Annotated in this window: 22 protein-coding genes; 7 read left to right on the top strand and 15 right to left on the bottom strand. The window is 72.2% G+C overall.

The features are described 5' to 3' along the window. Nucleotides 1–59: 59 nt before the first annotated feature. Nucleotides 60–1118, top strand: a complete 1059-nt coding sequence (locus tag DT076_RS07750) for a glycerophosphodiester phosphodiesterase family protein (RefSeq protein ID WP_233493765.1) — start codon at nucleotides 60–62, stop codon at nucleotides 1116–1118. 202 nt (nucleotides 1119–1320) lie between these two features. Next, nucleotides 1321–2634 carry an ABC transporter substrate-binding protein gene (locus DT076_RS07755; protein ID WP_114126097.1) on the top strand — a complete coding sequence of 438 codons (1314 nt, stop codon included), beginning with the start codon at nucleotides 1321–1323 and terminating at the stop codon, nucleotides 2632–2634. 64 nt (nucleotides 2635–2698) lie between these two features. Here DT076_RS07755 and DT076_RS07760 read toward each other — a convergent pair whose 3' ends face one another. Both DT076_RS07760 and DT076_RS07765 read right to left on the bottom strand, forming a co-directional pair. Further along, the gene (locus DT076_RS07760; protein ID WP_114126098.1) at nucleotides 2699–3622 is read right to left on the bottom strand and encodes an aminoglycoside phosphotransferase family protein; all 924 of its coding nucleotides are present in this window, start codon (nucleotides 3620–3622) and stop codon (nucleotides 2699–2701) included. A gap of 114 nt (nucleotides 3623–3736) precedes the next feature. Next, entirely contained in the window at nucleotides 3737–5980 is a 2244-nt protein-coding gene (locus DT076_RS07765) for an alpha-L-rhamnosidase (RefSeq protein WP_233493772.1), read from the bottom strand. Nucleotides 5981–6525: 545 nt separating this feature from the next. Between DT076_RS07765 and DT076_RS07770 the strand changes: the two genes are divergently transcribed. Together DT076_RS07770 and DT076_RS07775 are read left to right on the top strand one after the other, a co-directional pair. Next, a complete protein-coding gene (locus tag DT076_RS07770) occupies nucleotides 6526–7452 on the top strand; it encodes a carbohydrate ABC transporter permease (RefSeq protein ID WP_233493773.1) in 927 nt (308 codons plus the stop codon). Beyond that, nucleotides 7449–8270 carry a carbohydrate ABC transporter permease gene (locus DT076_RS07775; RefSeq protein ID WP_114126100.1) on the top strand — a complete coding sequence of 274 codons (822 nt, stop codon included), beginning with the start codon at nucleotides 7449–7451 and terminating at the stop codon, nucleotides 8268–8270. Before DT076_RS07770 ends, DT076_RS07775 begins: the two co-directional genes overlap by 4 nt. A gap of 146 nt (nucleotides 8271–8416) precedes the next feature. Here DT076_RS07775 and DT076_RS07780 read toward each other — a convergent pair whose 3' ends face one another. The 10 genes from DT076_RS07780 to DT076_RS07825 all read right to left on the bottom strand — a co-directional run bounded on the left by DT076_RS07780 (nucleotide 8417) and on the right by DT076_RS07825 (nucleotide 20025). Continuing rightward, nucleotides 8417–9478 carry a hemolysin family protein gene (locus DT076_RS07780; RefSeq protein ID WP_114126101.1) on the bottom strand — a complete coding sequence of 354 codons (1062 nt, stop codon included), beginning with the start codon at nucleotides 9476–9478 and terminating at the stop codon, nucleotides 8417–8419. Beyond that, nucleotides 9471–10826 (bottom strand): hemolysin family protein, encoded by a 1356-nt coding sequence (locus DT076_RS07785; RefSeq protein WP_199539041.1) that lies wholly within the window; start codon nucleotides 10824–10826, stop codon nucleotides 9471–9473. Before DT076_RS07785 ends, DT076_RS07780 begins: the two co-directional genes overlap by 8 nt. Nucleotides 10827–10991: 165 nt before the next feature. After that, on the bottom strand, nucleotides 10992–12683 hold the full coding sequence (locus tag DT076_RS07790) for an ABC transporter family substrate-binding protein (RefSeq protein ID WP_114126102.1): 1692 nt from the start codon (nucleotides 12681–12683) through the stop codon (nucleotides 10992–10994). A 124-nt stretch (nucleotides 12684–12807) separates the two neighbouring features. Further along, on the bottom strand, nucleotides 12808–14943 hold the full coding sequence (locus tag DT076_RS07795) for an ABC transporter ATP-binding protein (protein ID WP_114126103.1): 2136 nt from the start codon (nucleotides 14941–14943) through the stop codon (nucleotides 12808–12810). Then, nucleotides 14943–15920, bottom strand: coding sequence for an ABC transporter permease (locus DT076_RS07800; RefSeq protein WP_114126104.1), 978 nt, complete (start codon nucleotides 15918–15920; stop codon nucleotides 14943–14945). Before DT076_RS07800 ends, DT076_RS07795 begins: the two co-directional genes overlap by 1 nt. A gap of 10 nt (nucleotides 15921–15930) precedes the next feature. After that, complete coding sequence (locus DT076_RS07805; protein WP_114126105.1) at nucleotides 15931–16917, bottom strand: ABC transporter permease; 987 nt, start codon at nucleotides 16915–16917, stop codon at nucleotides 15931–15933. Nucleotides 16918–17025: 108 nt separating this feature from the next. After that, on the bottom strand, nucleotides 17026–18591 hold the full coding sequence (locus DT076_RS07810) for an FAD-dependent monooxygenase (RefSeq protein ID WP_114126106.1): 1566 nt from the start codon (nucleotides 18589–18591) through the stop codon (nucleotides 17026–17028). A gap of 54 nt (nucleotides 18592–18645) precedes the next feature. Then, nucleotides 18646–19266 (bottom strand): trimeric intracellular cation channel family protein, encoded by a 621-nt coding sequence (locus DT076_RS07815; RefSeq protein ID WP_233493775.1) that lies wholly within the window; start codon nucleotides 19264–19266, stop codon nucleotides 18646–18648. Between the two features lie 69 nt (nucleotides 19267–19335). After that, on the bottom strand, nucleotides 19336–19626 hold the full coding sequence (locus DT076_RS07820; RefSeq protein ID WP_114126107.1) for a DUF1540 domain-containing protein: 291 nt from the start codon (nucleotides 19624–19626) through the stop codon (nucleotides 19336–19338). Nucleotides 19627–19731: 105 nt separating this feature from the next. Further along, nucleotides 19732–20025, bottom strand: a complete 294-nt coding sequence (locus DT076_RS07825; RefSeq protein WP_114126298.1) for a DUF503 domain-containing protein — start codon at nucleotides 20023–20025, stop codon at nucleotides 19732–19734. A 60-nt stretch (nucleotides 20026–20085) separates the two neighbouring features. On the opposite strand from DT076_RS07825, the gene DT076_RS07830 reads away from it, so the two are divergent. From DT076_RS07830 to DT076_RS07840, 3 genes are all read left to right on the top strand, one after another. Next, on the top strand, nucleotides 20086–21363 hold the full coding sequence (locus DT076_RS07830; protein ID WP_114126108.1) for a sigma-54-dependent transcriptional regulator family protein: 1278 nt from the start codon (nucleotides 20086–20088) through the stop codon (nucleotides 21361–21363). 114 nt (nucleotides 21364–21477) lie between these two features. Further along, nucleotides 21478–23001: an acetaldehyde dehydrogenase ExaC gene (gene exaC / locus DT076_RS07835; protein WP_114126109.1), complete on the top strand. Its 1524-nt coding sequence runs from the start codon at nucleotides 21478–21480 to the stop codon at nucleotides 22999–23001. Next, nucleotides 23001–23447, top strand: coding sequence for a DUF779 domain-containing protein (locus tag DT076_RS07840; RefSeq protein ID WP_114126110.1), 447 nt, complete (start codon nucleotides 23001–23003; stop codon nucleotides 23445–23447). Before exaC ends, DT076_RS07840 begins: the two co-directional genes overlap by 1 nt. A gap of 135 nt (nucleotides 23448–23582) precedes the next feature. Here DT076_RS07840 and DT076_RS07845 read toward each other — a convergent pair whose 3' ends face one another. From DT076_RS07845 to DT076_RS20240, 3 genes are all read right to left on the bottom strand, one after another. Further along, nucleotides 23583–24803, bottom strand: a complete 1221-nt coding sequence (locus DT076_RS07845; RefSeq protein WP_114126111.1) for an ATP-binding protein — start codon at nucleotides 24801–24803, stop codon at nucleotides 23583–23585. Between the two features lie 204 nt (nucleotides 24804–25007). Further along, nucleotides 25008–25487, bottom strand: coding sequence for an SRPBCC family protein (locus tag DT076_RS07850; protein ID WP_114126112.1), 480 nt, complete (start codon nucleotides 25485–25487; stop codon nucleotides 25008–25010). Continuing rightward, on the bottom strand, nucleotides 25484–25855 hold the full coding sequence (locus DT076_RS20240; protein WP_114126113.1) for an ArsR/SmtB family transcription factor: 372 nt from the start codon (nucleotides 25853–25855) through the stop codon (nucleotides 25484–25486). Before DT076_RS20240 ends, DT076_RS07850 begins: the two co-directional genes overlap by 4 nt. Nucleotides 25856–25901 lie beyond the last annotated feature (46 nt).

Genomic DNA, 25901 nt, shown 5'->3' on the forward strand with positions numbered 1-25901 from the left:
CGCCGGACAGCGGTCGACCGGGGTGGCCAGGCGGGGTGGGATGGGGTGGACTGGGGAGGGTGACCACCTCCCTGCGCACCCGGGCCGCCGTCACCGCCGGCGTCGCCCTGCTGACCCTGACCACGCTGCCCGCCACCCACGCCACCGCCGCCGACGAGGCGTTCGACCTGCAGGCCCACCGGGGCGGCATCGGGCTGACCACCGAGAGCACCCGCGAGGCCTTCGCCAAGGCGCTGCAGCTGGGTGTCACCACCCTCGAGCTGGACACCCAGGTGACCGAGGACGACCACGTCGTCGTCACCCACGACCGCCAGATCTCGGCCACCAAGTGCCGCGACACCGCGCCGGTCACCCCGGGCGACCCCGAGTTCCCCTACGTCGGGAAGTACATCACCAACCTGACGCTGGAGCAGGTGCAGACGGTGGACTGCGGGTTCCGGCCCGCGCCCGGCCACCCCGACCAGGAGGTGGTCGAGGGCGCCCGGATGATCGAGCTGTGGGAGGTGTTCGAGGTCGTCCGCCAGCACGGGGCCGACGACGTCATGCTCAACATCGAGACCAAGGTCGAGGCAGGCGCCCCGCGCGAGACCGCCCCACGCGGGCGGTTCGTGCGCGCGGTCGCCTCCGAGATCCACCGCTCCGGGATGTCCGACCAGGTCACCGTGCAGTCCTTCGACTGGGGCGCGCTCGACCTGATGAACGCCATCGCGCCCGAGCTGCCGCTGGTGGCGCTCACCAACGGCCAGCAGTTCCTGCAGGCCGGCCAGCCGGGACGCTCGCGATGGCTGGGCGGGCGCGACGTCGACGACTTCGGCGGCGACTGGATCGCCGCGGCGGCGACCATCCCCGGGCTGACCGCGGTGTCCCCGGTGCAGGGCGACCCGCAGGGCGGCTCGATCGACGACCCGGACTTCGTCCCCTTCACCACCCGGGAGGTCGTCGAGGCCGCCCACGCCCGCGGGCTCAAGGTGATCCCGTGGACGGTCGACGATCCCGCCACCATGGACCACTTCATCGACCTGGGCGTCGACGGCATCATCACCGACTACCCGGACCGGCTGCGCACCGTGATGGCCGAGAACGGCCTCCCGCTGCCCCCGGCCTACCCCGCCCCCTGACCGCCGGGCCGCCCGCGGCCGCCGTGGCACCCCGACCCGGCACACACCTTCGTGCACCGGCACCCCTGCTGCAGCATGGGTGGCGGTGCACGACGGTGTGTGAAGGGGCGAGGGCGTGACCGGATCGTTGTCCCGCCGACCCTTGACCCTCGCGCAGCCCCCTCCCTACAGTCGTTGAAACGTTTCTGTGCGGAGGTACACGATGAGGTGTTCACCGAAGACGGGGGCCGGAGCGGTCGCAGCCATCTCGCTGCTCCTGGCCTCGACAGCCTGCCAGGCGGGCGACCTGACCAGCACCACGGGCGACGCCGAGACCACGATCACGTTCCTCTCCGGCAGCGAGCCCACCGACGTGGCGCTGACCGAGGGCGTGGTCGAGGCCTTCGAGGCCGCCAACCCCGATGTCGCCATCCAGATCGAGACCCGCCCCGGCGGCTCGGAGGGCGACAACCTGATCAAGACCCGGCTGGCCACCGAGGACATGCCGGAGCTGTTCGAGTACAACTCGGGCTCGCTGTTCCAGGCCCTCAACCCCACCCAGAGCCTGACACTGATGTCGGACCAGCCCTGGGTGGCCGAGCTGACGGAGAACTTCGCCCCGACGGTCACGGCCGACGGCCAGGTCTACGGCGCCCCCTGGGGTGCCGGCAGCGGCGGCGGCGTGATGTACAACGCGGCCGTCTACGAGGAGCTCGGGCTGGAGATCCCGCGCACCTGGGACCAGTTCATGGCCAACAACGAGGAGATCAAGGCGGCCGGCAAGACCGCGGTCGTCCAGGCCTACGGCACCACCTGGACGTCCCAGCTGTTCGTGCTGGCCGACTACCACAACGTCGAGGCCGAGAGCCCGGGCTGGGCCGAGCAGTACACCGCCAACCAGGTCAAGTACGCCGACCCACCCGCGCTCGACGGGTTCACCCACATCGAGGAGGTGCGGGAGGCCGGCTACATCAACGAGGACGCCGGTTCCACCACCCTCGACGAGGCGCTGGCGATGATCGCCAGCGGCGACGGCGTGCACTTCCCGATCCTCAGCTGGACGCTGGAGTCGCTGGCCCAGAACAACCCGGACGCGGTCGACGACATCGGCTTCTTCGCCCTGCCCGGTGAGGACGAGGCGAACTACGGCCTGACCGAGTGGCAGCCCGGCGGTCTCTACATCCCGGCGACTGCCACCGGCCCGGAGCTGGAGGCCGCGAAGCGGTTCGTCGCCTTCGTCGCCAGCCAGGAGGGGTGCACGGCGATGTCGGAGTCGGCCTTCCCCGGTGGCGCCTACGGCATGCGGAGCTGCACGGTGCCGGACTCGGTGCCGCGCGGGATCAAGGACGTCGTCGCCTACTCCGAGCAGGGCAACTCCACGCCGGCGCTGGAGTTCGTCTCCCCGGTGAAGGGCCCGGCCCTGGAGCAGATCTGCATCGAGGTGGGCACCGGCACCCGCAGCGCCGCCGACGCGGCCGCGCTGTACGACGAGGACGTCAAGAAGCAGGCCGAGCAGCTCGGTCTGCCGGGCTGGTGATCCCGGCCCGCTGACGACCGCGGCGCCCGTCCCTCTCGGGCGGGCGCCGCGTCGTGTCCCGGGCTCAGCTCGTCGGTGGCCGGTCGTCCTCGAGCAGCGCCTCGACGGCGCGCCAGGCCCCGGGGGCGGCGTGGTCGTCCTCTCCGAGCGAGGAGGCGTACGTCGCCAGGCTCTTCCACAGCGCCCAGCCCCGCCCGCGCTCCCAGGTGTCGTCGTCGACGCCCAGCCGTTCCCGGAACACCCACCGGCCGGCGGCGTCGAGCACGGTCCAGGCGACGGCGAGGTCGCAGGACGGGTCGCCCACCCCGCAGGTGCCGAAGTCGATGACGGCCGCGAGCCGCCCACCCTCGAGCAGCAGGTTGCCCTCGGCGACGTCGCCGTGGAACCACCGCGGGACGCCGTCCCAGGGCGCCGCCAGCGCCGACGCCCAGACCTCACGGGCCCGCTCGGTGTCGAGGTGGCCGGACAGCGTCTGCAAGGCGTCCTCGGTGAACGGGTCGAAGGTGCGCAGGGACCCACCGCGGAACCAGCAATGGGTGCCCGGTGGTGGGCCGCCGGTCGGGTCGACCCGCTGCAGCGCGAGCAGGAAGTCGGCGAGGTCGACGGCGAGCCCGACCGGATCGGTGATGCGCTCGGCGTCCGCGGTCTGCCCGTCCAGCCAGCGGTAGACCGACCAGGCGAAGGGGAAGCCCTGACCCGGCCGGCCGCGTCCCAGCGGGGTGGAGACGGGCACGGGGAGCTGGGGCGCGAGCCGGGGCAGCCAGCGGTGCTCCTTCTCGACCGCCAGCGCGTACTCGGCCGCCGTGGGCAGGCGCACCGACATCTCGCGGCCGAGGTGGAACGTGTGGTTGTCCCACCCGCCGTGCTCGACCGGCTGGACGGGCAGGTCGGCCCACTGGGGGAACTGCTCGGCCACGAGCGCCCGCACCAGCGGGGCGTCCACGGCCACGCGGCTGGGGGCGGGCCCGAACGCGAACACCTCGCTCATGGCATCGCCGGGGCGACGCGCACCGCCCGGTCCGTCCGCACGCCTGCACCCCTCATGCGGGCGAGGCTAGCCCGGTCCGTCCGCGCCGGGACGTCCCCGCCTGCGAGCGGGTGGTCAGGCGGGCCAGCTGAGGCGGGTGGACGCGGTCAGCTCCTCGCGCTGACCGTCCGGGCGCTCCGCGACCGCGGTGACACCCGCGGGCAGCATCACCTCGACCTGCACCTCCGCGCCGGAGACCTCCCACGCCACCTCGACCCGGCCCTGCGGGGTCTCCAGCGCGGTGCTGGCCGAGGTCAGCCCGCCCCCGGGACGGGGCGCCACCAGCACCCGACGGTAGCCGGGCTCCAGCGGTGCCAGCCCACCGACCACCCGGTGCAGCCAGTCGGCTACCGCGCCGAACGCGTAGTGGTTGAAGCTGGTCATCTGGCCCGGGTTGATGGTGCCGTCGGGCAGCATCGAGTCCCACCGCTCCCAGATGGTCGTGGCGCCCATCGTCACGGGGTAGAGCCACGACGGGTTCTCGGTCTGCAGCAGCAGCCGGTAGGCGACGTCGAGGTGGCCGGTGCGGGTGAGCGCGTCGCAGACGAACGGCGTCCCGGCGAACCCGGTGGCCACCCGGTGGTCGTTCTCGGCGGCCAGCTCGGCCAGCCGCGCGCCGGCGGCCGTCTCGTCGGACGGCTCGAGCAGACCGAAGCAGATCGCCAGCGCGTAGACCGTCGGGCAGTCCGAGGCCACCACGCCGTCGCTGACGTAGTGCCGCTGGAACGCGGCGCGCAGGTCGTCGGCCAGCTGGCCGAACTCCGCCGCGTCGTCGGTGCGGCCGAGCAGCTCGGCGGTCCGGCGGAGCAGGTCGACGCTGCGGTAGTAGCAGGCGGTCGCCACCACACCGGGGTCGGCCTTGGCCCGGAACGGGTCGTCCGGCGGGGCGGTGGGGTCGAGCCAGTCGGCGAACTGGAAGCCGGTGTCCCACAGCCCGTTGTCCGACAGCAGCCCGCGGACGTGGCGGACGTGGCCGGTCATCGTCGGGTAGCAGCGTTCGAGCACACCCAGGTCCCCGTAGCCCTGCCACAGCGCCCACGGCACCCACACCGCGGCGTCGCTCCACAGGCAGGTGCTGTTGCGGTCGCGGCCCGGACGCGGTGCCTCGTACTTGAGCACGTCGGGCACCACGAAGGGCACGATGCCGTCGTTGTGGGACGCCTCGGCCTCGACGTCGGCCATCCAGTCCAGCAGGAAGCCCTGCACGTCGAAGAGGAAGGTGGCGGTGGGCACGAAGGCGGCGATGTCACCGGTCCAGCCCAGCCGTTCGTCGCGCTGGGGGCAGTCGGTGGGCAGGTCGAGGAAGTTGCCCTTCTGGCTCCACACCACGTTGTCGTGCAGCTGGTTGACCCGCTCGTCGGAGCAGCGGAAGTGGCCCAGCCGGTGCAGGTCGGAGTGCACCACGACGGCGGTCAGGTCCTCCGGCCGCAGCTCACCCGGCCAGCCGCTCACCTCGGCGTAGCGGAACCCGTGGAAGGTGAAGGTCGGCTCGACCTCCTCGACCTCCCCGGAGCAGACGAAGGTGTCGGTCGCGCGGGCCGAGCGCAGCGGACGGGTGCCGAGCTCCTCGTGCTCGAGCACCTCGGCGTGCCGGATGGTGATCTCGGTGCCCGCTGGGCCGGACAGCCGGACGCGGATCCAGCCGGCGAGGTTCTGCCCGAAGTCGACCAGGGTGCGCCCGCTGGGCGAGGTCCAGATGCGCTGCGGGGAGAGCTCCTCGTGCCGACGCACCTGCGGGCCGAGGTAGGGCGTCAGCAGCGCGTGGTCGAAGGCCATGGTGGTGGCCGGCTGCCAGCCGTCGGGGTCGGCCCAAGGGTCGGCCGGACGCCGCCGGGTGTCGATGTGCTGGCCGTCGTACAGGTCGTTGGCCAGCGTGCGGGACGGTCCGGACTCCCAGCCCTCACCGGTCACCAGGTGCTGACGGTGACCGTCGGCGAACTCGACCTCGAGGTCGGCGATGACGCCGAGCCGGTCGCTGTAGACGTCCTTCAGCCCGCGGGAGCCGAGCCGGCCGCGCGCCCAGCCGTTGCCCACCGCGAAGCCCAGCACCGCCCCGTCGCGGACCAGTGCGGTGACGTCGTCGTCGGTGTGGCGCAGCCGCCACTCGTAGCTGGACCACCCCGGGCTGAGCACCGCCTCGCTCACCGGTCGGCCGTCGATGCTGGCCTCGAACACGCCGTACCCGCTGGCCCGCAGCCGGGCGCTGCGGACGTCCCCGTGCCCGGGGTCGAGCGCGAGCGTGGTGCGGAACAGCGGGGCCGGGTCGGTGGCGTCGGCGGCGGTGATCATCTGGGCGTCGGTGCTGAGCCCGTCGGACATCGTTGTCTCCTCCGGTTGCTTGAACGATTCAAGAGCCCAGCACACGCCGCGTCCGACCGTCAAGACCGCACGCCCGCCGTCCCGCTCCCCGCGACGAGCCCCCCAACCCCGCCCTCCCGCCCGGCCGGCCCCCGGCCCCGCCTCCCGCCGGGCCCCGCCTCCCGCCGGCCCCGGCCTCCCTCCCGTCGCGACTGTGGCCGTTCCGTCGCTTTCGACGACGCCGGAACGACGGAACGCCCACACCCGCGGGAAGGACGGCCGGCGGCGGATGGCGTCATCGGGAAGGACGGCGGGCGGCGGATGGGGCCGTCCGGGAGGCCGGTCGGTGCGTCGTCCGCGAGGGGATGTGGGCGTTCCGGTGGATCCGGCAGTACGGGTGCGACGGGATCGCCACACTCGCGGGGGTTGGGGGATGGGGAGGGAAGGGGCCGGCAGGGCGGCCGGGCGCGGCGGGCGCGGCGGGGGTCTTGACAGCAGGTCGTGGCGCGATAAGTTCCGTGGAACGATTCAAGTCCCGTTGTCACCGTCGACAGAGGGGGCCGCCAGTGTCGGCATCTGAGGTCCGGACACCACCTGTCCTGCGCACCGCGACGTCCGCGTCACGCCGCGGGGCCAGCTACCGCGACCGCGTCTACCCGCTGTGGTTCTACGTCGTGCCCGCGGTGCTCTACCTGGTCCTGTTCATCGTGCCGACGGTCTCGTCGTTCTACTTCGCCTTCACCCGCTGGGACCTGCGGGAGGCGGAGTGGATCGGCTGGGCCAACTTCGCCCGGTTCTTCGCCGAACCGTCGCTGGTGCAGGGCCTGTGGCACACCCTCGTCTACGCCGTCATCACCTCCGGGGCGAAGGTGGTGCTCGGGCTGCCGCTGGCGGTGCTGCTCACCTCCGGCATCATCGGCCGGACGTTCCTGCGCTCGGTGCTCTTCTTCCCGGTGCTGGTCAGCACCATCGGCGTGGGCATCACCTTCACCGCGCTGATGGACGACGAGGGCCTCATCAACTCCGTCCTCGCGCTGTTCGGGATCGACGGCGTGCTGTGGCTGGCCGACCCGGCGCTCGCGCTGTACTCGGTGGCGCTGGTCGACATCTGGAAGGGCATCGGGCTGGCCACGCTGATCTACATCGCCGGCATCCTCGCCATCCCGCACGAGTACTTCGAGGCCGCCCGGGTGGACGGCGCGGGCCGGCTGCAGCAGTTCTTCACCATCATCCTGCCGCTCTCCCGACCGGCCACCGCGACCGTCATCATCCTGTCCCTGATCGGCGGGCTGCGCTCCTTCGACCTCATCTGGGCGATGACCCGCGGCGGTCCCGGGTTCGCCTCCGACGTCATCGCCTCGGTGATCTACAAGCAGTACCAGGCCGGCTTCTACGGGCTCTCCACCGCCGGCAACGTGGTGCTCTTCCTGGTCGTCACCGCGATCGCGCTGCCGCTCAACTGGTTCCTGACCCGGCGGGAGGTCGACCTGTGAACCGCACGGTGCGGGTCGCGCTCTCGGTGCTCGTGCTGGCCGTCTTCGCGGTGGTGTTCATCGTGCCGTTCGTCTTCATCGCGCTGACGGCGATCAAGACCCCGGCGGAGTCGTCGCTGCTGCAGTTCAGCTGGCCCACCGAGGTCGCCCTGGTGCAGAACTTCGTCGAGGTGCTGCAGACCCGGGAGTACCTGCTGGTGATCGCCTTCATCAACTCCACCGTGCTGACGGTGGTCTCGGTGGCGCTGATGGTCATCCTCTCGGCGATGACCGCCTTCGTCTGGCAGCGCCGGCCGGGACGCAGCGGCCCGGTGATCCAGCTGATCGTGCTGTCGGGGCTCATCATCCCGCCGGCGGTGGTGCCCACCATCTGGGTGCTGCAGGCGCTCGGGCTGTTCCGCACCATGCCGGGGTTGATCCTCATCGAGGTGGTGTTCGGGCTGTCGTTCTCGACCCTGCTGTTCCGGGCCTTCATCGCCACCATCCCGAAGGACCTGGACGAGGCGGCCATCGTGGACGGGGCCGGGCCGCTGCGGCTGTTCTTCCGGATCGTCTTCCCGCTGCTGCGTCCCGTCGCGGTGACGGTCATCGTGGTGCAGTCGGTCAACGTCTTCAACGACTTCGTCAACCCGCTGTACTTCCTGCCCTCGCACCCGACGGTGCAGCTGACCCTCTACAACTTCCAGAGCCAGTACCTGACCCAGAACAACCTGCTGTTCATGAACATCCTGCTCATCACCATCCCGCCGCTGATCATGTTCCTGGTGTTCAACCGGCAGATGGTGGCGGGGATGACGTCCGGGGCGATCAAGGGCTGAGCGGGCGCCCCGGCCCGCCCTCCGCCCCGCTCCACACACCTTCGTGCGACGGCGCACATGCTGCAGCGGGTGTGGCGTCGCACGAAGGTGTGTGAGGTGGCCGGTCCGGAGGGGGCGGCGGTGCGTGGCGGCGGCCGACGGATGGGTCAGTCGGTGGTGCTGGCGGCGTCCTCGACCTCACCGACCAGCTCCTCGATGATGTCCTCGAGGAAGAGGACGCCGGTGGGCTCGCCCTCGGCGTCCAGGCAGGTGGCCAGGTGGCTGTACTCGCGCCGCATCACGGCCAGCGCGTCCTCCAGCTCGGCGTCGCGGGAGACCGGGCTGAGGGTGCGGATCCGGCTCGTCGGCACCGGCTCGTCGCGGCGGGAGTCGGTGGTGAGGTCGAGGACGTCCTTGAGGTGCAGGTAGCCGGCCGGTGAGCCCCCCGCCGGTGAGCCCTCGGTGTCGGTCACCACGTAGCGGGAGAAGCCGTGCTCGGCGACCGCCCGCTGCAGCTGCGCCGGGGTGACGTCGGAGGGCAGCAGCACCAGCGACTCCAGCGGCACCTCGACATCGGCGACGGTCTTCTCGGTGAACTCGAAGGCGTTGCTCAGCGTGCCGGTGGTGTCGCTGAGGGTGCCCTCCCGGGTCGACTGCTTGACGATGGTGGCCACCTCCTCCAGTGTGTAGGTGCTCTGCGCCTCGTCCTTGGGCTCGACCCGGAACAGCCGCAGGACGGCGTTCGCGGCGCCGTTGAGCAGCCAGATCACCGGGCGTACCAGCCGGGAGAACAACACCAGCGGCGGGGCCAGCAGCAGCGCCGCCCGGGTGGGCAGGGAGAACGACAGGTTCTTCGGCACCATCTCGCCGAACACCACGTGCAGGAAGGTCACCAGCAGCAGCGCGATGACGAAGGCGATCGCGCTGATCGCCCCCTCCGGCAGCGGGGTCGCCCCGAGCGGGTACTCCAGCAGGTGGTGGATCGCCGGCTCGGAGACGTTGAGGATCAGCAGCGAGCAGATGGTGATGCCGAGCTGGCTGGTGGCCAGCATGAGGGTGGCGTGCTCCATCGCCCACAGCGTGGTGCGGGCCGCGCTGCTGCCCTGCTCGGCCCGCGGCTCGATCTGGGAACGGCGCGCGGAGATGACGGCGAACTCCGCACCGACGAAGAAGGCGTTGGCCAGCAGCAGCACGAAGAGCGCGACCAGCCCGGGCACGTACTCAGACATCCTCGCCCTCCGTCCGCGTCGGGGCCGTGGCGTTGGCGTTGTCGGGGTCGGGGACGACCTCGATGAACCTCAGCCGCTCCACCGTGGGCCCGTCCAGCCGTTCGACCCGCAGGACGCCCTGGCGCAGCCGCACCTCGTCACCCACCTCGGGCAGCCGGTCGAGGACGTCGATGACGAACCCGCCGACCGTCTCGTACTCGTCGTCGTCGGGGACGTCGATGCCGGTGCGCTCCAGCAGCTCGTCGGGGCGCAGCCGGGCGTTGAAGACGACCGAGCCGTCGCGGTGGCGGACCAGGCCGACCCGGGCCCGGTCGTGCTCGTCCTCCAGCTCACCGACCAGCTCCTCGACCAGGTCCTCCAGCGTGACGATCCCGGCGGTGCCGCCGTACTCGTCGGTGACGACGGCGATCTGGAACCCGGCGGTGCGCAGCAGCCCGAGCAGCCGCTCCACCCCCATCAGCTCCGGCACCCGCAGCGGCTCCACCATCAGGCTGCGGACGCTGGTCCGCCCGAGCTGGTCGGGGTCGAGGCCGAAGGCGGCCTTGACGTGCACCACGCCGACGATGTCGTCGACGTCCTCCCCGATCACCGGGAAGCGGGAGTAGCCGGTCCGGCGGGCCAGGTCGATGATCGCGCGGGCGTCGTCGTCGACCGACAGCTTGGCCATCTGCACCCGCGGGGTCATCACCTCCCCGGCGGAGTGGTCGGTGAAGCGCAGCGTCCGGCTGAGCAGGGTGGCGTGGTCGGCGTCCAGCTGGCCCTCGCGCGCCGAGCGCCGCACGAGCGAGGACAGCTCCTCCGCGCTGCGGGCGCCGGAGAGCTCCTCCTTCGGCTCGATGCCCATCGAGCGGATCACCGCGTTGGCGGTGCCGTTGAACAGCAGCACCAGCGGCTTGAACACGGCGGTGAAGGCGACCTGGAACGGCACCACCACCTTGGCGGTGCGCAGCGGCAGCGCCAGCGCGAAGTTCTTCGGCACCAGCTCACCGATGAGCATCGACAGCAGCGTCGCCAGCCCGACGCCGACCACCATGCCGATGACGGGCAGGGCGGCGTCGGGGATCGGGGTGGTGGCGAGCGGGCGCTCCAGCAGCCGGCTCATCGCCGGCTCGAAGGTGTAGCCGGTGAGCAGCGTGGTCAGCGTGATGCCGAGCTGGGCGCTGGAGAGGTGGGTGGAGGTGGTCCTGAGCGCCCCGATGGTGGGGCCGAGACGCTTCTCGCCACGGGACTGGCGGGCCTCGAGCTCTCCGCGGTCGAGGTTGACCAGCGAGAACTCCGAGGCGACGAAGAGCCCGGTGCCGATCGTCAGCACGAGGCCGACGCCGAGCATGAGGAGGTCGAAGGTCACCGTGCACCGTCCGGTGACGGGTTGGAGGGAGCCCCGGGATGGGGCTGCGGACTCGGAGGATCACCCATGGTCCGCAGATCCTAGCGACAGACCGGCGACCCCGGGAGAGGCCCCGGGGCCCCGTCCGTGCTGGACGGGGCCCCGGTGGCGGTGCTGGAGGGTGGGTCAGGCCTGGAAGCCGACGTTCTCCCAGCGGATGGTGTTCAGCCCGAACGCGCCGTAGTTGGCGAGGTTGGACCTGGCGGCCACGATCTCCGGACGCTGGTACAGCGGGAGGGTGGACACCTCCTCCCACATCAGCCGGGCGGCCTCGTTGGCCAGGGTGGTGCGCTCGGTCGGGTCGACGGTGGTGTCGACCAGGTCGGCCAGCTCGTCGATCCGCTCGTTGGACAGGTGGCCGAAGTTCGACTCCCCGCCGGTCACGTAGATCTGGCGGAACTGGTACGGGTACGGCGTACCGATCCAGGAGAAGGCGAAGATCTCGAACTCACCGGCGGTGAGCCTGTCGATCCAGTTGTCCTGGGTGGCGTCGACGATGTTCACCTGGACGCCGATCTCGGCGAGCTGGGCCTGCGCCTGCAGCGCCTCGTTCTCCGAGACGGGGACGCCGACGATCTGGCTGAAGTCGACCTCGAGCGGCTCGCCGTCCTTCTCGCGGACGGTCGCGCCCTCGGGCAGCGTCCAGCCGGCCTCCTCCAGCTTCTGGCGGGCGGCGTCGGGGTTGTAGTCGATGCCGGTCTCGGCGGCCATGTCGACGAACTGCTCCTGGGAGGCCAGGAAGATGTTGTTGTTCAGCGGCTGGACCGGCACGTCGATGCCGGCCATGTCGGACTGGCCGATGGCCTGGCGGTCCAGCCCCATGACGATGGCCTGGCGGACGGCCTGGTCGGTGAGGACACCGGCCTCGTGGTTGAAGGTGAAGTGGCGGAAGTTGGGGCCCAGCGCACTGCGGACGTCGCCCTCGGCGTACCCGCTGGCCTTCTGGAAGGCGTCGGGGTCGGGTCCGATCTCGAAGGAGTCGAGCTCGCCGTTGATGTAGGCGTTGGCCTGGGCGTCGGCGGAGATGACGCGGATCTGGACCTCGTCCAGCAGCGGGGCGTCACCCCACCAGGTGTCGTTCGGCACGAGCGTCAGCACCTGCTGGGTCTCGTCGTAGCTGCCGACCTCGAACGGGCCCGACATCCAGTCGCCGATCTGGGTGACGTCGGACCAGCCCTCGTTGAAGGTGGCCGGGTCGGCCAGCGACTCGGCCCGGAAGAGCTGGGAGAAGGGCTGGGTCCAGTCCGGGTAGGGGCCGGAGAAGGTGACCACCACCTCCTGCTCGGTCGCCCCCTGCTCGATCGACTCGATCTGGTCGTAGCCCTGGTTGGTGGCGCACTGGAACTCGGTGTTCTCGCCGTTGCAGGCCTGCCACATCGCCTGGAAGTCGTCGACGCCGAGCGGCTCGCCGTCGTTCCAGACCGCGGCCGGGTTGAGCGTGAAGTTGACCACCGTGGGGTCCTCCGAGCTCAGCTCGGCCGACTCCAGGTACAGCGGGTTGGGCTCGGGCTCACCGGAGTCGGGCACCACGAAGAGGTTGGGGAACAGGGCCTCGGAGATGTCGGCGTAGTCCGCCTCGTTGCCGTTGACGTTGAACGGGTTCCAGTAGACGAACTCGGTGACCGGGATGCGCAGCGTGCCGCCCTGCTGCAGCTCCTCGCGCGGCACCGCGTTGAGGTCGACCGCGCCGATGCCGGACTCCTCCGGGGCGTTGCCGCCGCCCTGGTCGGTGGGTGCGGGTGGTTCGGTGCTACCGCAGGCCGCGGTGAGCAGCAGGGCCGCCGTGGCCGGCAACGCAAGGAGCTTGCGTAACTTCACTGTTCCTCCAGAGGAATGGTCGTGCGGGGGACTTCTCGCAGTTGAGGGTGACCCTAAGCCGGATCGGCCGGCCGTGGGTGCCCGGGGCGGTTACAGGCTGACAACAATGCGGCCGGGCCCGGGCTCAGGCCCGGAAGTCGACATGGCGGTCGACGTCGTTGAAGTGGCAGGCCGAGGTGTGGTCGGGCCCGACGCCGAGCAGCACCGGGGACTCCTCCACGCAGCGGCGCTGGTCGTCCTCGCCGAGCGCCGGCTTGCGGGGGCAGCGGGTGCGGAACCGGCAGCCCGAGGGCGGGTTCGCCGGGCTGGGCAGGTCGCCGGTGAGCAGGATCCGTTCCCGGGTGCGCTCGGTCTGGGGGTCGGGGATGGGGATGGCCGAGAGCAGCGCCTCGGTGTAGGGGTGGCGCGGGTGGTCGTAGACCTCGTCGACCTCGCCCTGCTCCACGATCCGGCCCAGGTACATCACCGCCACCCGGTCGGCGATGTGACGGATCACCGCCAGGTCGTGGGCCACGAACAGGTAGGACAGGCCCAGCTCGGCCTTGAGCTCGTCGAGCAGGTTGATGACGCCGGCCTGGATGGAGACGTCCAGGGCCGAGACCGGCTCGTCCAGCACCAGCAGCCGCGGCTTCAGCGCGAGCGCCCGGGCGATGCCGATGCGCTGGCGCTGCCCGCCGGAGAACTGCCCGGGGTAGCGGTTGACGTGGGCCGGGTCGAGCCCGACGGTGGCCATCAGCTCCTCCACCCGGGCGCTGGTGTCGGCCTTGGACCAGCGGTGGGCGTGCAGCGGCTCGGCGATGAGGTCGAACACCGTCATCCGCGGGTCGAGGGAGGCCATCGGGTCCTGGAAGACCACCTGCAGGTCGCGACGCAGCGCCTTGCGCGCCTTCCCCCGCAGCTCGGCCGGGTTCTGGCCGAGGACGGTGATCAGGCCCTCGGTCGGCGGGACGAAGTTGAGCACCTCCATCAGGGTGGTCGACTTGCCGGAGCCGGACTCACCGACCAGCCCGAGGGTCTCGCCCTCCTTCAGCTCCAGGTCGATGCCGTCGACGGCGTAGACGGTGCCGACCCGGCGCCGGAAGACCGACCCCTTCATCAGCGGGTAGTGCCGCTTGAGCCCGGAGATGTCGAGGACGGTCTCGCGCTCCTCCCGCGGCAGCCGCTCGAGCGCGCCGGGGGTGTGCTCGCCCACGGGGAAGATGTCGGTGTAGCCCATCCCGTCCCGGATCACCCGGTCGGCCAGGTGGCAGGCCGCCGAGTGCGCCGGGGCGTGCGGCACCAGGGCCGGCTCGACCTCACGGCACTGGTCCTCGGCCAGCGGGCAGCGCGGCGCGAAGGGGCAGCCCGGCGGCAGCGAGACCACCGAGGGCGGGTTGCCCTCCACGGTGGCCAGCGGCTGCTTCTCCCCGGCGTCCAGCCGCGGCACCGACCCGAGCAGGCCGATGGTGTACGGCATGTGCGGGCGGTAGTAGATGTCGTCCACCGAGCCCTGCTCGACCGGGCGTCCGGCGTACATCACCGTCACCCGGTCGGCCATCCCGGCCACCACGCCGAGGTCGTGGGTGATCATGATGACGGCCGCACCGGTCTCGCGCTGGGCCCGCTTGAGCACCTCCAGCACCTGGGCCTGGATGGTGACGTCGAGGGCGGTGGTGGGCTCGTCGGCGATGATGACGTCGGGGTCGTTGGCGACCGCCATCGCGATCATCGCCCGCTGCCGCATGCCGCCGGAGAACTCGTGGGGGAAGGAGCGCACCCGCGACTGCGGGTGGGGGATGCCGACGAGGTCGAGCAGCTCGACGGCCTCCTTCCAGGCCTGCGCCGCGCTGACGTCGCGGTGCAGCCGGATCGCCTCGACGATCTGGTCGCCGATCGTGTACACCGGGGTGAGCGCCGACAGCGGGTCCTGGAAGACCATCGACATCGCCTTGCCGCGCAGCTTCGACAGCTGCTCGTCGGTGCGTCCGAGCAGCTCCTCGCCGTGCAGCCGGACCGAGCCGTTGATCCGGGCCGAGGACGGGTGCAGTCCCATGATCGCCAGCGACGTCACCGACTTGCCCGAACCGGACTCGCCGACGATGGCCATGGTCTCACCGGCGCGCAGGTCGAAGTCGAGCCCGCGGACGGCCTTCACCTCGCCGGCCTCGCTGGGGAAGGAGACGTGCAGGTCGCGGACGCTGAGCACCACCTCGCCGGCGGCGGTCCGGCGTCCGGTGGGTCGGTCGGTCGAGCTCGTCGGGGCGGCGGGTCGGCTGGCCATCAGGCGCGGCCTCCTGAGGCGGAGTTGGGGTCGAGGGCGTCGCGCAGGCCGTCACCGACCGCGTTCACCGAGAGGATGAGCAGCACGACGATGACGGCGGCGGGCACGAACAGCCAGGGGAAGGTGGTGGCCTGCCGGGCTCCGGTGCCGAGCAGCGCGCCGAGGGAGGTGTCGGGGGCCTTGATGCCGAAGCCGAAGAACGACAGCGAGGTCTCGGCGAGGATCGCGCCGGCCACGTTGAGGGTGGCGTCGATGATCAGCAGCGAGCTGATGTTGGGCAGGATGTGGCGGACGATGATGACCGGCGCCGGGATGCCCATGAACTTCGCCGCCTGCACGTACTCCCGCTCCTTCACCGACAGCGTCAGCGAGCGGACCACGCGCGCGGCGAGCATCCAGCCGAACAGCGTCAGCAGCACCACCAGCAGGATCCACTGCGGCAGCAGCAGCACCGCGCGGTCGAAGAAGGACTGGTTGGAGCCGCCGCGGTTGGCCGAGCTCATGATGGCGATGATGAGGAAGGACGGCACCACCAGCAGCAGGTCGATGATCCACAGCGCGACCCGCTCGAACCAGCCGCCGAAGTAGGCCGCGAACGAGCCCACGATCGCGGCGATGCCGGTGGAGAAGACGGCGACCAGCAGACCGATCAGCAGCGACTTCTGCAGCCCGCGCATGGTGAGGGCGAAGACGTCCTGGCCGCTCTGGGTGGTGCCGAACGGGTGGCGGGAGTCCGGCGGCTGCAGGAAGGCGTACCGGTCGACCTGGTTGTAGTCCCAGGCCGAGATCAGCGGACCGAAGGCGGCGAGGAAGCCGAGCGCCAGGATGAGCACGGCGCCGACGACGGCGGTCTTGTTGCGCAGGAAGCGGCGCAGCACCAGTCGGCGGCGGGTGATCCGGCGCTGCACCGGCGCACCGCCGCCGCCACCGGCGCCGGGGACGGCGGGCTCGAGGACCTCGGGGTTCACGACGGACATCGGCGTCTCCTCAGCTCACGCGGACGCGGGGGTCGAGGGCCGCGACCATGATGTCGGCGAGGGTGGCGCCCACCAGCACGCACACCCCGCCGAAGGCGGCGACCGCGACGGCGCCGTGGACGTCCTGGCCCTGGATGGTGGTGATGGCGAACTCGCCCATGCCGTGGAAGCTGAACAGCACCTCCACGAACGTCGACCCGAGGAAGAGGGTGGCGACGCTGAACGCGAAGTAGGTGCCGGTGGGGATGAGCGAGGTGCGCAGCGCGTGCTTCATGACGGCCTTCCCCCGGCGTAGACCCTTGGCGCGGGCCGTCCGGACGAAGTCGGAGCCGAGGGCGTCCAGCATGAGGTTGCGCTGGATGCGGCTGAAGAAGGCGGCCTGGCTGAGCACGAGGACGAGGGTCGGCAGCAGCAGGTGCTGCAGCCGGTCGACCAGCCAGGCGCCGGGGTAGCTGCCGACCGAGCCGGTCTCGCCGATGTACTCGAACACCCGGATGCCGGTGACGTCGTTCCAGGTGGTGGCGAGCACCTGGATGACGCTGATGAGCACGAACACCGGCACCGAGAAGATCGCCAGCGCGCCGAAGGTGGTGACCCGGTCGCTGATCTTGTACTGGCGGGTGGCGGTCCAGGCGCCGAGCACCACGCCGAGGGTGATGCCGCCGAGGACGCCGATGGTGATGAGCCGGATGCTCACCCCGATCCGGCGGCCGACCTCCTCGCTGACGTCGACGGCCGCCCGCGGCTGCTCGCCCCACTCCCAGCCGGTGACGATCCCGGTGAGCCAGGTCCAGTAGCGCTGCAGCAGCGGCACCTGGTCGCTGAGGTTCTTGGCGCGCAGCGAGGCCTCGATCACCCCCTCCGGTGGCGGCGGGTTGGCCACCTCCCACAGCACCCGCGGGTTGAGCTGGCTGGCAGCCAGGAAGTAGGTGAGGCTGACCGCGACGAAGAGCAGGATGGCGTAGTTCAGCAACCGCCGCAGGATGTATCTGCCCATGGGTGGCTGGCGCGTCCTCTCTCCGTGGCCTCCGGTGGCCCGATCGCGGACAACCTAAGCGACGCCCTCCCCGGTTCCCAAGCCGCCGTGTGACCGCCCGGTAACGATTCAGCCCGGCCCGGCGTCGGGACCGACGGCGGTCGCGGGTGCCGGGTGGGGCCGCAGCGCCGCGTCGCGGTAGCCCTGGGCGCGCAGCACGTCGGTGAAGACCGACGCCGCCCGCCCGGGTTCGGCGGCCGCCGCGACGAACCCGTCGGGGCGCACCAGCAGCCACCGCCCGGCGTCCAGCCCGAGGTCGGGGCGGGGGTCGAAGCGGTGGCTCGCGCCGACCAGCGAGGGCAGCCCGGCCAGCTCGGGCAGGGTGGGGCCGTAGGCGTGCACCTGCCAGCCGGCCGCCCGCAGCACGTCGTGGTTGGCGCCGGTCCAGGGCAGCCGGCGCCCGACCACCCGCCCGCGGCGGCCGCCGGCCTCGCGTTCGGCGTCCGGGGTCATCCAGTAGTGGATCCGCAGCTGGCCGACGTAGCCGGCCATCCGTCGGGCCAGCGGCAGCCGGGGCACCGCCGTGGCCAGCAGGGGGGCCAGCACCGGGAACACCGCCCGCCGGGTGGCGACGGCCCGCGGGGAGGGGTCGACCACGGTGGCGAAGAGCCGGTCGGTGGTGCCCACCAGCCGCTCGGCGACCGGGCGCCGTTCGGCCTGGTAGCGGTCCAGCCGGATGTCGTCGGCGTGCCCGGCGAGGACGTCGGCCAGCGCGAGGGCGAGGTTGTGGGCGTCCTGCAGACCGGTGTTCATGCCCTGCCCGCCGACGGGGGAGTGCACGTGGGCGGCGTCCCCGGCCAGCAGCACCCGGCCGGCGCGGAAGCGGTCGGCGACCCGGTGGTGCAGCCGGTAGGTCGCGAACCAGCTGGGCTCGGGCATGGTGAGCCCGAACCGCTCGGCCACCTGCTGCCGGGTCCGTCCGAGGTCGACGTCCTCGCCCTCGGCGATGCCGATCAGGCGGTGGTGGTCGGGTCCGAGCGGGAAGGTGAGCAGGAACCGGTCGCGCCCGCCACGCACCGTGATGGTGGCGTCGGCCAGGCCGTCCACGCCGGTGGCGTCGGCCACCCAGAACGTCTGCGCGTGGGTCGTGCCGGTGAACGGCACCCCGGTGCGGCCGCGCACCACCGAGCGGGCGCCGTCGGCACCGACCACCCAGCGGGCGGTCAGCCGACGGCGGCCGGTGGGGGTGTCCAGCTCGGCGGTGACGCCGTCGGCGTCCTGGTGGAGGTCGGTGAGCCGGTGCCGCCAGGTGACCTGCCCGCCGAGCTCGCGCAGCCGCGCCCCCAGCAGCCGCTCGTTGGCCGACTGCTCCAGCACGTGCACGCCGGGGTAGGGCGTCAGCCCACGCATCATGTCGGCCAGCGGCAGCGCACCGCCGGGGGCGGGACGGTCCTCCCACCCGGGGCGGAGCCGGCGTGCCCAGGTGACGCGGTCGCGCACGGCGTCGACCATGCCGAGCTGGGCGTAGAGCTCCATCGAGCGGGCCTGCACCACGATCGCCCGCGACTCCACGGTCGGGGCCTCGCCATCATCGACCAGCACCGCGTCGACGCCGAGGCGGGCCAGCCAGGCGGCGAGCATCAGCCCGGTCGGGCCGGCGCCGACCACGAGGACGTCGGTGCTGGTGTCGGCCACGGCAGCACGCTAGCGCCAGCCCGGGCGTCCGGCCAGGGGGTCGGGCGTCCTGCCTCAGTCGGGGCTCTGTGCTCGCGGCACCCGCCACGAGTAGCGGATCGCCAGCAGCCGCAGCGCGATGCACACCCCGGCGCCCGCGACCGCGACCCAGGGGGCGTACCAGCCGGTCTCCCAGGCGACGACGACCACGCAGGCACCGGCCAGGGCGGCCAGCGCGTACACCTCGTCGTTGCGGATCACCAGCGGGGTGCGTCCGGCCACCACGTCGCGCAGGATGCCGCCGCCGACGGCGGTGAGCATGCCGAGCAGCGCAGCAGCCACCGGGTTGAGCCCGAACTGCAGGGCCTTGGCCGCGCCGGTGACGCAGAACAACCCGAGGCCGAGGGCGTCGAACCAGTTGATGTAGCGCTCGATCCGGCTGAGCCGGGGGTGGAAGCGGAAGGCGACCAGCCCCGCCAGCGCCGGGACCAGCAGGTAGCGCCAGTCGGCCAGGTTGGCCGGGGGCACCGAGCCGATGAGGACGTCGCGGACCACCCCACCACCGAGCCCGGTGAGCCCGGCCAGCATGAGGATGCCCAGCACGTCGAGCCGGTTGCGGACGCCGACCAGCGCCCCCGACAGCCCGAACACGAAGACGCCGCCCAGGTCGAGGGCCAGCTGCAGCGGGGTCAGCACGCCCGCACGCTACTGCGCCGACCCGCCGCGGCCGCGGGTCGCGGCGGCGGCGGGCTCAGCCGGCCGGGCTCAGCGGGTCTGGTAGGTGAGGCAGTCGGCCGGATCCTCCTTGGCGCCCACGCGGATGAACTCGGCGTGGCACTCCAGACCCTCGTTGTGGACGCAGTCGCTGCGGTGGCAGGCGCCGACGAAGGCGACGTTGCGGGCCAGCTCGCCGTGCTGGCCGAGCTCGATGAAGGTGGCGCAGCCGGCGGAGGAGCCGGTGACGTTGATGGCACCCGCGTGGCACTCGGTGTCGTGGTTGTACGAGCAGCCGGTGACGGAGCAGTCGTGCACGGTGGGAAGCTCGGTGACGGTCATGGCACTCCCTTCGGGTCGGTCGGTGTCGTCCTGCGGCCCACGCTAGGACGCCGACCCCCCGGTCAGGGAAGACTGATAAGGCGTAGGGAAGGCTTCCCGAAGCCCCTAGTCATCGCTGGAATGCAGGCCCCGGCGGGCCGACAGCAGGTCGACCTCGGGACGGGCCGCGACGGCCCGTTCGACCGCGTCCAGCACGTCGCGCACGTGGCCCGGGTCGGCGGCCACCACGCTGGCCCCGACCGCCGCCCGCCGGTGCAGGTCGAGGTGGCCGGACTCGGCCACGCTCAGCTCGAACCGTCGGCGCAGCTCGGCCACCAGCGGCCGCACCACCGATCGCTTGGCCTTGAGCGAGTGCACGTCGCCCAGCAGCAGGTCGAACTCGATCCAGCCGATCCACACCGCGCCCACGCTAGCCGGACCGGTGCTGGCTGGAGCTGGGCGCTCCGTACACTCCGCACCATGGGTTCCGAGGTGGCGGTGCCTCGCGGTGTCGACCTGCGGCACCTGGCGTCCTCGCTGCACCGTGCCCACGACACGTTCCTCAGCACCGGTGCGGCCGACCCCGCCGTGCGCCCGGTGGTCGCGGAGTCCTGGCGACGCAGCCTCGGCCACGGGGTCGACCCCGAGAGCTCGCTGCCGATCATCCGGCTGGACGAGGCGACCGTGGCCGAGTTCCGCGAGTGCCACCCGCTGGCCGCGGTGATGCCGGTGGTGCGCCGGCTGCTGGTCGAGGCCGCGGCCGACGCGGGTCTGCTGGTGGCGGTCAGCGACGCCTGCGGCCAGCTGCTGTGGGTGGAGGGCGCCCCGGAGCTGGCCAGGGCCGCGGAGCGGATGCACTTCCTGCCGGGGGCGGACTGGTCGGAGACCAGCGCCGGCACCAACGCGCCGGGCACCGCACTGGCCCTGGACGCCCCGGTGCAGATCTTCGGCCCCGAGCACCTCAGCCGCCCAGTCACCTCCTGGAGCTGCTCGGCGGCACCCATCCACGACCCCGACACCGGCCGGGTGCTCGGGGCGGTCGACCTCACCGGCGGGCCCGAGGTGGCCGGCGTGCAGAGCTTGTCGCTGGTGCGCGCCACCGTCGCGGCGGCCGAGGCGGAGCTGCGGCTGCGACGGCTGGACGACCGGCGCCCGCGTCGGCCCGCGCCCCGCCCGCGCCGGCTCGGGCTGGACGTCCTCGGCGTCCACGGCGCCGTCCTGCGCGGGGTCGGCAGCCCGCTGCGGCTGTCGCTGCGGCACAGCGAGATCCTGCTGCTGCTGGCCACCTCCGAGGACGGTCTGACCGCCGGGCAGCTGGCGGTGGCGTTGAGCGAGCAGGACCTGCCGGAGGTCACGGTGCGGGCCGAGCTCTCACGGTTGCGGGGGCTGCTGCCGGCGCTGGCCCCCAGCTCGCGGCCCTACCGGCTGCCGCAGCGGCCCGAGGTGGACGCCGAGCGGGTCCGGCGCCACCTGCGCGAGGGCGAGCTGGCCCGGGCGGTGGCGGGCTACCGCGGGCCGGTGCTGCCCGCCTCCGAGGCGCCCGGGGTGGTCCGGCTGCGCCAGTCCCTGCACCAGCAGCTGCGCACCGCGGTGCTCGCCGGCGACGACGAGGAGGCGCTGCTCGCCCTGGCCGACAGCCCGCACGGCCACGACGACCTCGAGCTGTGGACGGCGCTGCGCGACCGCGCCCCGGCGGGGTCGGTGCGCGCGGGCTGGGCTGCTGCTCAGGTCGCGACGCTGGAGTCCGAGCTGGCCTGAGGCCCCGCCCGCACGCCACCCGCGCACGCAACGTCGTTGCAACGTCGGGCTGCGTAACGTCGGCGGCGTCGGAGGCCCCGCCAGCGTCGGCGGTGCCAGGAGAGGAGCCTCGGAATGAGCGTCTACGCCGCCCCCGGTACCGAGGGCAGTGTCGTCAGCTACCGCTCGCGCTACGAGAACTGGATCGACGGTGGCTACGTCGCCCCGGTCAAGGGCCAGTACTTCGAGAACCCCTCCCCGGTCAACGGCAAGGTCTTCTGCGAGGTCGCCCGCTCGACCGCCGAGGACGTCGAGCTCGCCCTGGACGCCGCCCACCGCGCCGCACCCGCCTGGGGCCGGACGTCGGTGGCCGAGCGGGCCGTGGTGCTCAACAAGATCGCCGACCGGATCGAGCAGAACCTGGAGATGCTCGCTGTCGGGGAGACCTGGGACAACGGCAAGCCGGTCCGCGAGACGCTGGCCGCCGACCTGCCGCTGGCCGTGGACCACTTCCGCTACTTCGCCGGCGCCATCCGCGCCCAGGAGGGCCACCTCTCCCAGCTCGACGACGACACCGTCGCCTACCACTTCCACGAGCCGCTGGGTGTGGTCGGGCAGATCATCCCGTGGAACTTCCCGCTGCTGATGGCCACCTGGAAGCTCGCTCCGGCGCTGGCCGCCGGCAACGCGGTGGTGCTCAAGCCGGCCGAGCAGACCCCGGCCTCGATCATGCTGCTGATGGAGCTGATCGGCGACCTGCTGCCGCCCGGTGTGGTCAACGTGGTCAACGGCTTCGGCGTCGAGGCCGGCGCGCCGCTGGCGTCCTCGAGCCGGATCCGCAAGATCGCCTTCACCGGTGAGACCACCACCGGCCGGCTGATCATGCAGTACGCCAGCCAGAACCTCATCCCGGTCACCCTCGAGCTCGGCGGCAAGAGCCCCAACATCTTCTTCGCCGACGTCACCCAGGCCCAGGACGACTTCTACGACAAGGCGCTCGAGGGCTTCGCGATGTTCGCGCTCAACCAGGGCGAGGTGTGCACCTGCCCCAGCCGGGCGCTGATCCAGGACTCGATCCTCGACGCGTTCCTGCCCGAGGCGACCGAGCGGACCAAGCGGATCGTGCAGGGCAACCCGCTCGACCCGGCGACCCAGATCGGCGCCCAGGCCAGCAACGACCAGCTGGAGAAGATCCTGTCCTACATCGACATCGGCATTCAGGAGGGCGCGCGGGTCATCACCGGCGGCGAGCGGGTCGACCTCGGCGGTGACCTGTCGGGCGGCTACTACGTGGCGCCGACGATCTTCCAGGGCACCAACGACATGCGGATCTTCCAGGAGGAGATCTTCGGCCCGGTCGTCTCGGTGACCGGCTTCGACGACTTCGACGACGCCATGCGGATCGCCAACGACACCCTCTACGGGCTCGGTGCCGGGGTGTGGTCGCGTGACGTCAACACCGCCTACCGGGCCGGACGGGCCATCCAGGCCGGTCGGGTGTGGACCAACTGCTACCACCAGTACCCGGCGCACGCGGCCTTCGGCGGCTACAAGTCCTCCGGCATCGGGCGGGAGAACCACTCGATGATGCTCGACCACTACCAGCAGACCAAGAACCTGCTGGTCAGCTACTCGCCGAAGGCGATGGGCTTCTTCTGATGACCACCAGCCCCGCCGGGACGCCGGAGACCGTGACGCGCGTGGCCGTCACGCCGGCGGCGGCTGCGCTGCTGCGCCAGCTGGTGCAGCAGCACGGGCCGCTGATGTTCCACCAGTCCGGCGGCTGCTGCGACGGCTCCTCTCCGATGTGCTATCCGGCGGGGACCTTCCTCACCGGCAGCGCCGACCTGCACCTGGGCGACCTCGACATCACCGATCCGGACGCTCCCGAGGCGTCGGCGCAGCCGCCGGCCGACGGGCCGCGTCCGGACCGGGTGCCGGTGTGGATCTCCAAGGAGCAGTACCGGGTGTGGGGCCACACCCACCTGACCATCGACGTCGTCCCCGGACGGGGTGCCGGGTTCTCGGTCGAGAGCCCCACCGGGCAGCGGTTCCTCCTCCGCTCCCGGCTGTTCACCCCCCACGAACGGGCCGCGCTGGGGTAGATCCCCCGACTGTCCCAGCGCGGTCCTCCCCACCGGGTGCGGCCGACGGCGGCGTCCAGACACGACTGGATTCCGCCGTCGACCGCACCCGGTGGATCATCCGGGCCCGTCCGAGCAGCAGCGGCCGGACCCGGATCAGGCCTGGTCGCGCAGGTAGCGGCCGAAGTGCGGGACGGTGAAGGCGATCCGGCCGCGCTCGCCGGAGTAGATCAGCCCCTTCTTGAGCAGCGCGTCCCGGGCGGGGGAGAGCGACTGCGGCTTGCGGCCGAGGAAGGCTGCGACGTCGGCGGTGGGGACGGAACCGATCTCGTCGCGCTCGTCCTCCGACAGCTGCAGCGCCACCTCACCCATCGCCCGCAGGTACTCCCGCTCACCGGGCGTGGCGCGCTCGTAGCGGCTGCCGAAGAAGCCGACGGCGAGCTCCTCCTCGGCCTCGGGGGCGGCGACGGCGACGTCCTCGGCGGTGATGGGGGAGCGTGGGGCCCGGTCCCACACCGCCTTGCCGTAGGCCTGGATGAAGTAGGGGTAGCCGCCGGTCGCGGCGTACATCGCGGCCAGCGCGTCGGGCTGGTAGGCCGCGCCCTCCTCGGCGGCCGGGGCGGTGAGGGCCAGGTCGGCGGCCTCGCGGCCCAGCCGGTCGATCCGCTGGTAGGAGAACAGCCGCTCGGAGTAGGACTTGCTGGCGCTGAGCACCGCCGGCAGGTGCGGCAGACCCGCGCCGACCACGATCAGCGGCAGCCCGGCCTGGCTGATCTCGTGACAGGCCGCGCACAGCGCGGAGACGTCGTCGGGGCCGAGGTCCTGCATCTCGTCGAGGAACACCGCCACCCCGCGGTCGAGCTCGGCGGCCAGCCCGCCGACGTCGCTGAGCAGCTCGACCAGGTCGATCTCGATGTCTCCGGAGTCGGCCCGGCCGCGCACCGGGGCGGCCTCGATGCCCGGGCTCCAGCGGTCGCGCAGCTTGGCGCCGGCCCCGGCGTCGCGCTGGGCGAAGGAGCGCAGCACGCCGAGCACGTGCTGCTGGGAGTCCGCGTGCGCCGACTCCGGTCCGCCCGGGGCGAGCTCACGGACGGCCTGGTGCAAGGCGCCCGACAGCGGGCGCCGCAGCCCCTGGTCGGGACGGGCCTCGAGCTTGCCGGTGCCCCAGCCGCGGCGCACGGCGTCGGAGCGCAGCGCGTTGAGCAGCACCGTCTTGCCGACCCCGCGCAGCCCGGTGAGCACCAGCGAGCGCTCCGGGCGTCCGCGCGACACCCGTTCCAGCACGATGCCGAAGGCCCGCAGCTGGTCGTCGCGTCCGGCCAGCTCGGGCGGACGCTGCCCGGCGCCGGGGGCGTACGGGTTCTGGATCGGGTCCACGATCGCAGCGTATGGCGCTGTCTAGGCTGCGTCGTAGACATCCGTAGCGTGTCGGGGCGTCGGCGATGCCGCCCTCTGGCGCGGTCTAGCGCCGGCCCTAGACGTCCCTAGCGACGGTGATCGCCGTCCGGCACACACGTCCGTCGACCCGCACACCGGCTGCAACCGGTGTGCGGGTCGACGGAGGTGTGTGGGGGTCGGGGGTCAGCCGGCCTGCTCGGCCAGCAGGGCCTCCAGCGTGGCGTAGCCGTCGGCCATCCCGCTCTCCATCCCGCTGGAGATCATGCCGTCGCGGGCCTCCAGCGTCGGGTAGACCGCGTGCCCGACGAGTCGCGACCGGTTGCCCGGGAGCTGCTCGAAGGTGAGGAACTCCAGGCTCACGGCGTCGGGGAAGCCCTCGAACTCGAAGGTCTGGACGGCGAGCTCGTTCTCGCGCACGGTGTGGAAGGTGCCGCGGAAGGCGTACTCCTCCTCGCCCCGGCGCTGCACCATCCGCCAGCGGCCGCCGCTGGTGAAGTCGTAGGTGGGCAGCTCGGTGGTGAGGTCGGACGGGCCGACCCAGCGGGCGAACAGCCCCGGGTCGGCGTGGGCGCGGAAGAGGTCCTCGACCGGGGCGTCGAACTCCCGGGTGTAGTCGATGAAGGGCAGGCCCTCCGGGGCCTCGACGGACAGTGCGTTGCTCATGACGGGTGCTCCTTGTCGGGTGGTGCGTGGTGTGGTGGTGCGCCCGGGTCGCTCGACCCGAGCAGGGCGTCCAGCGAGCGGTACTGCGCCTCGCGGACCAGTCGGTAGCGGTCGATCCAGGCGGTCAGCGCCTCCAGCCGTTCCGGTGCGAGGTGCACCGGGCGGCGCTGGGCGTCCCGGGAGCGGGTGACCAGCCCCGCCTGCTCCAGCACCTGGATGTGCTTGGAGACCGCCTGCTTGGAGATGGGGAACAGGTCGGCCAGCTCGTTCACGGTCGCCGAGCCGCGGCTGAGCCGGGCGACGATGGTCCGCCGCACCGGGTCGGCCAGGGCCAGGAACGCCCGGTCGAGCTCGTCCTCCGTCGCCATGCCGCCTCCTTCGTCAATCGATAGGTTGATTACACACCGGCGCTCA

The sequence above is a fragment of the Desertihabitans brevis genome (assembly GCF_003327535.1).
Classification (GTDB): Bacteria; Actinomycetota; Actinomycetes; order Propionibacteriales; family Propionibacteriaceae; genus Desertihabitans; species Desertihabitans brevis.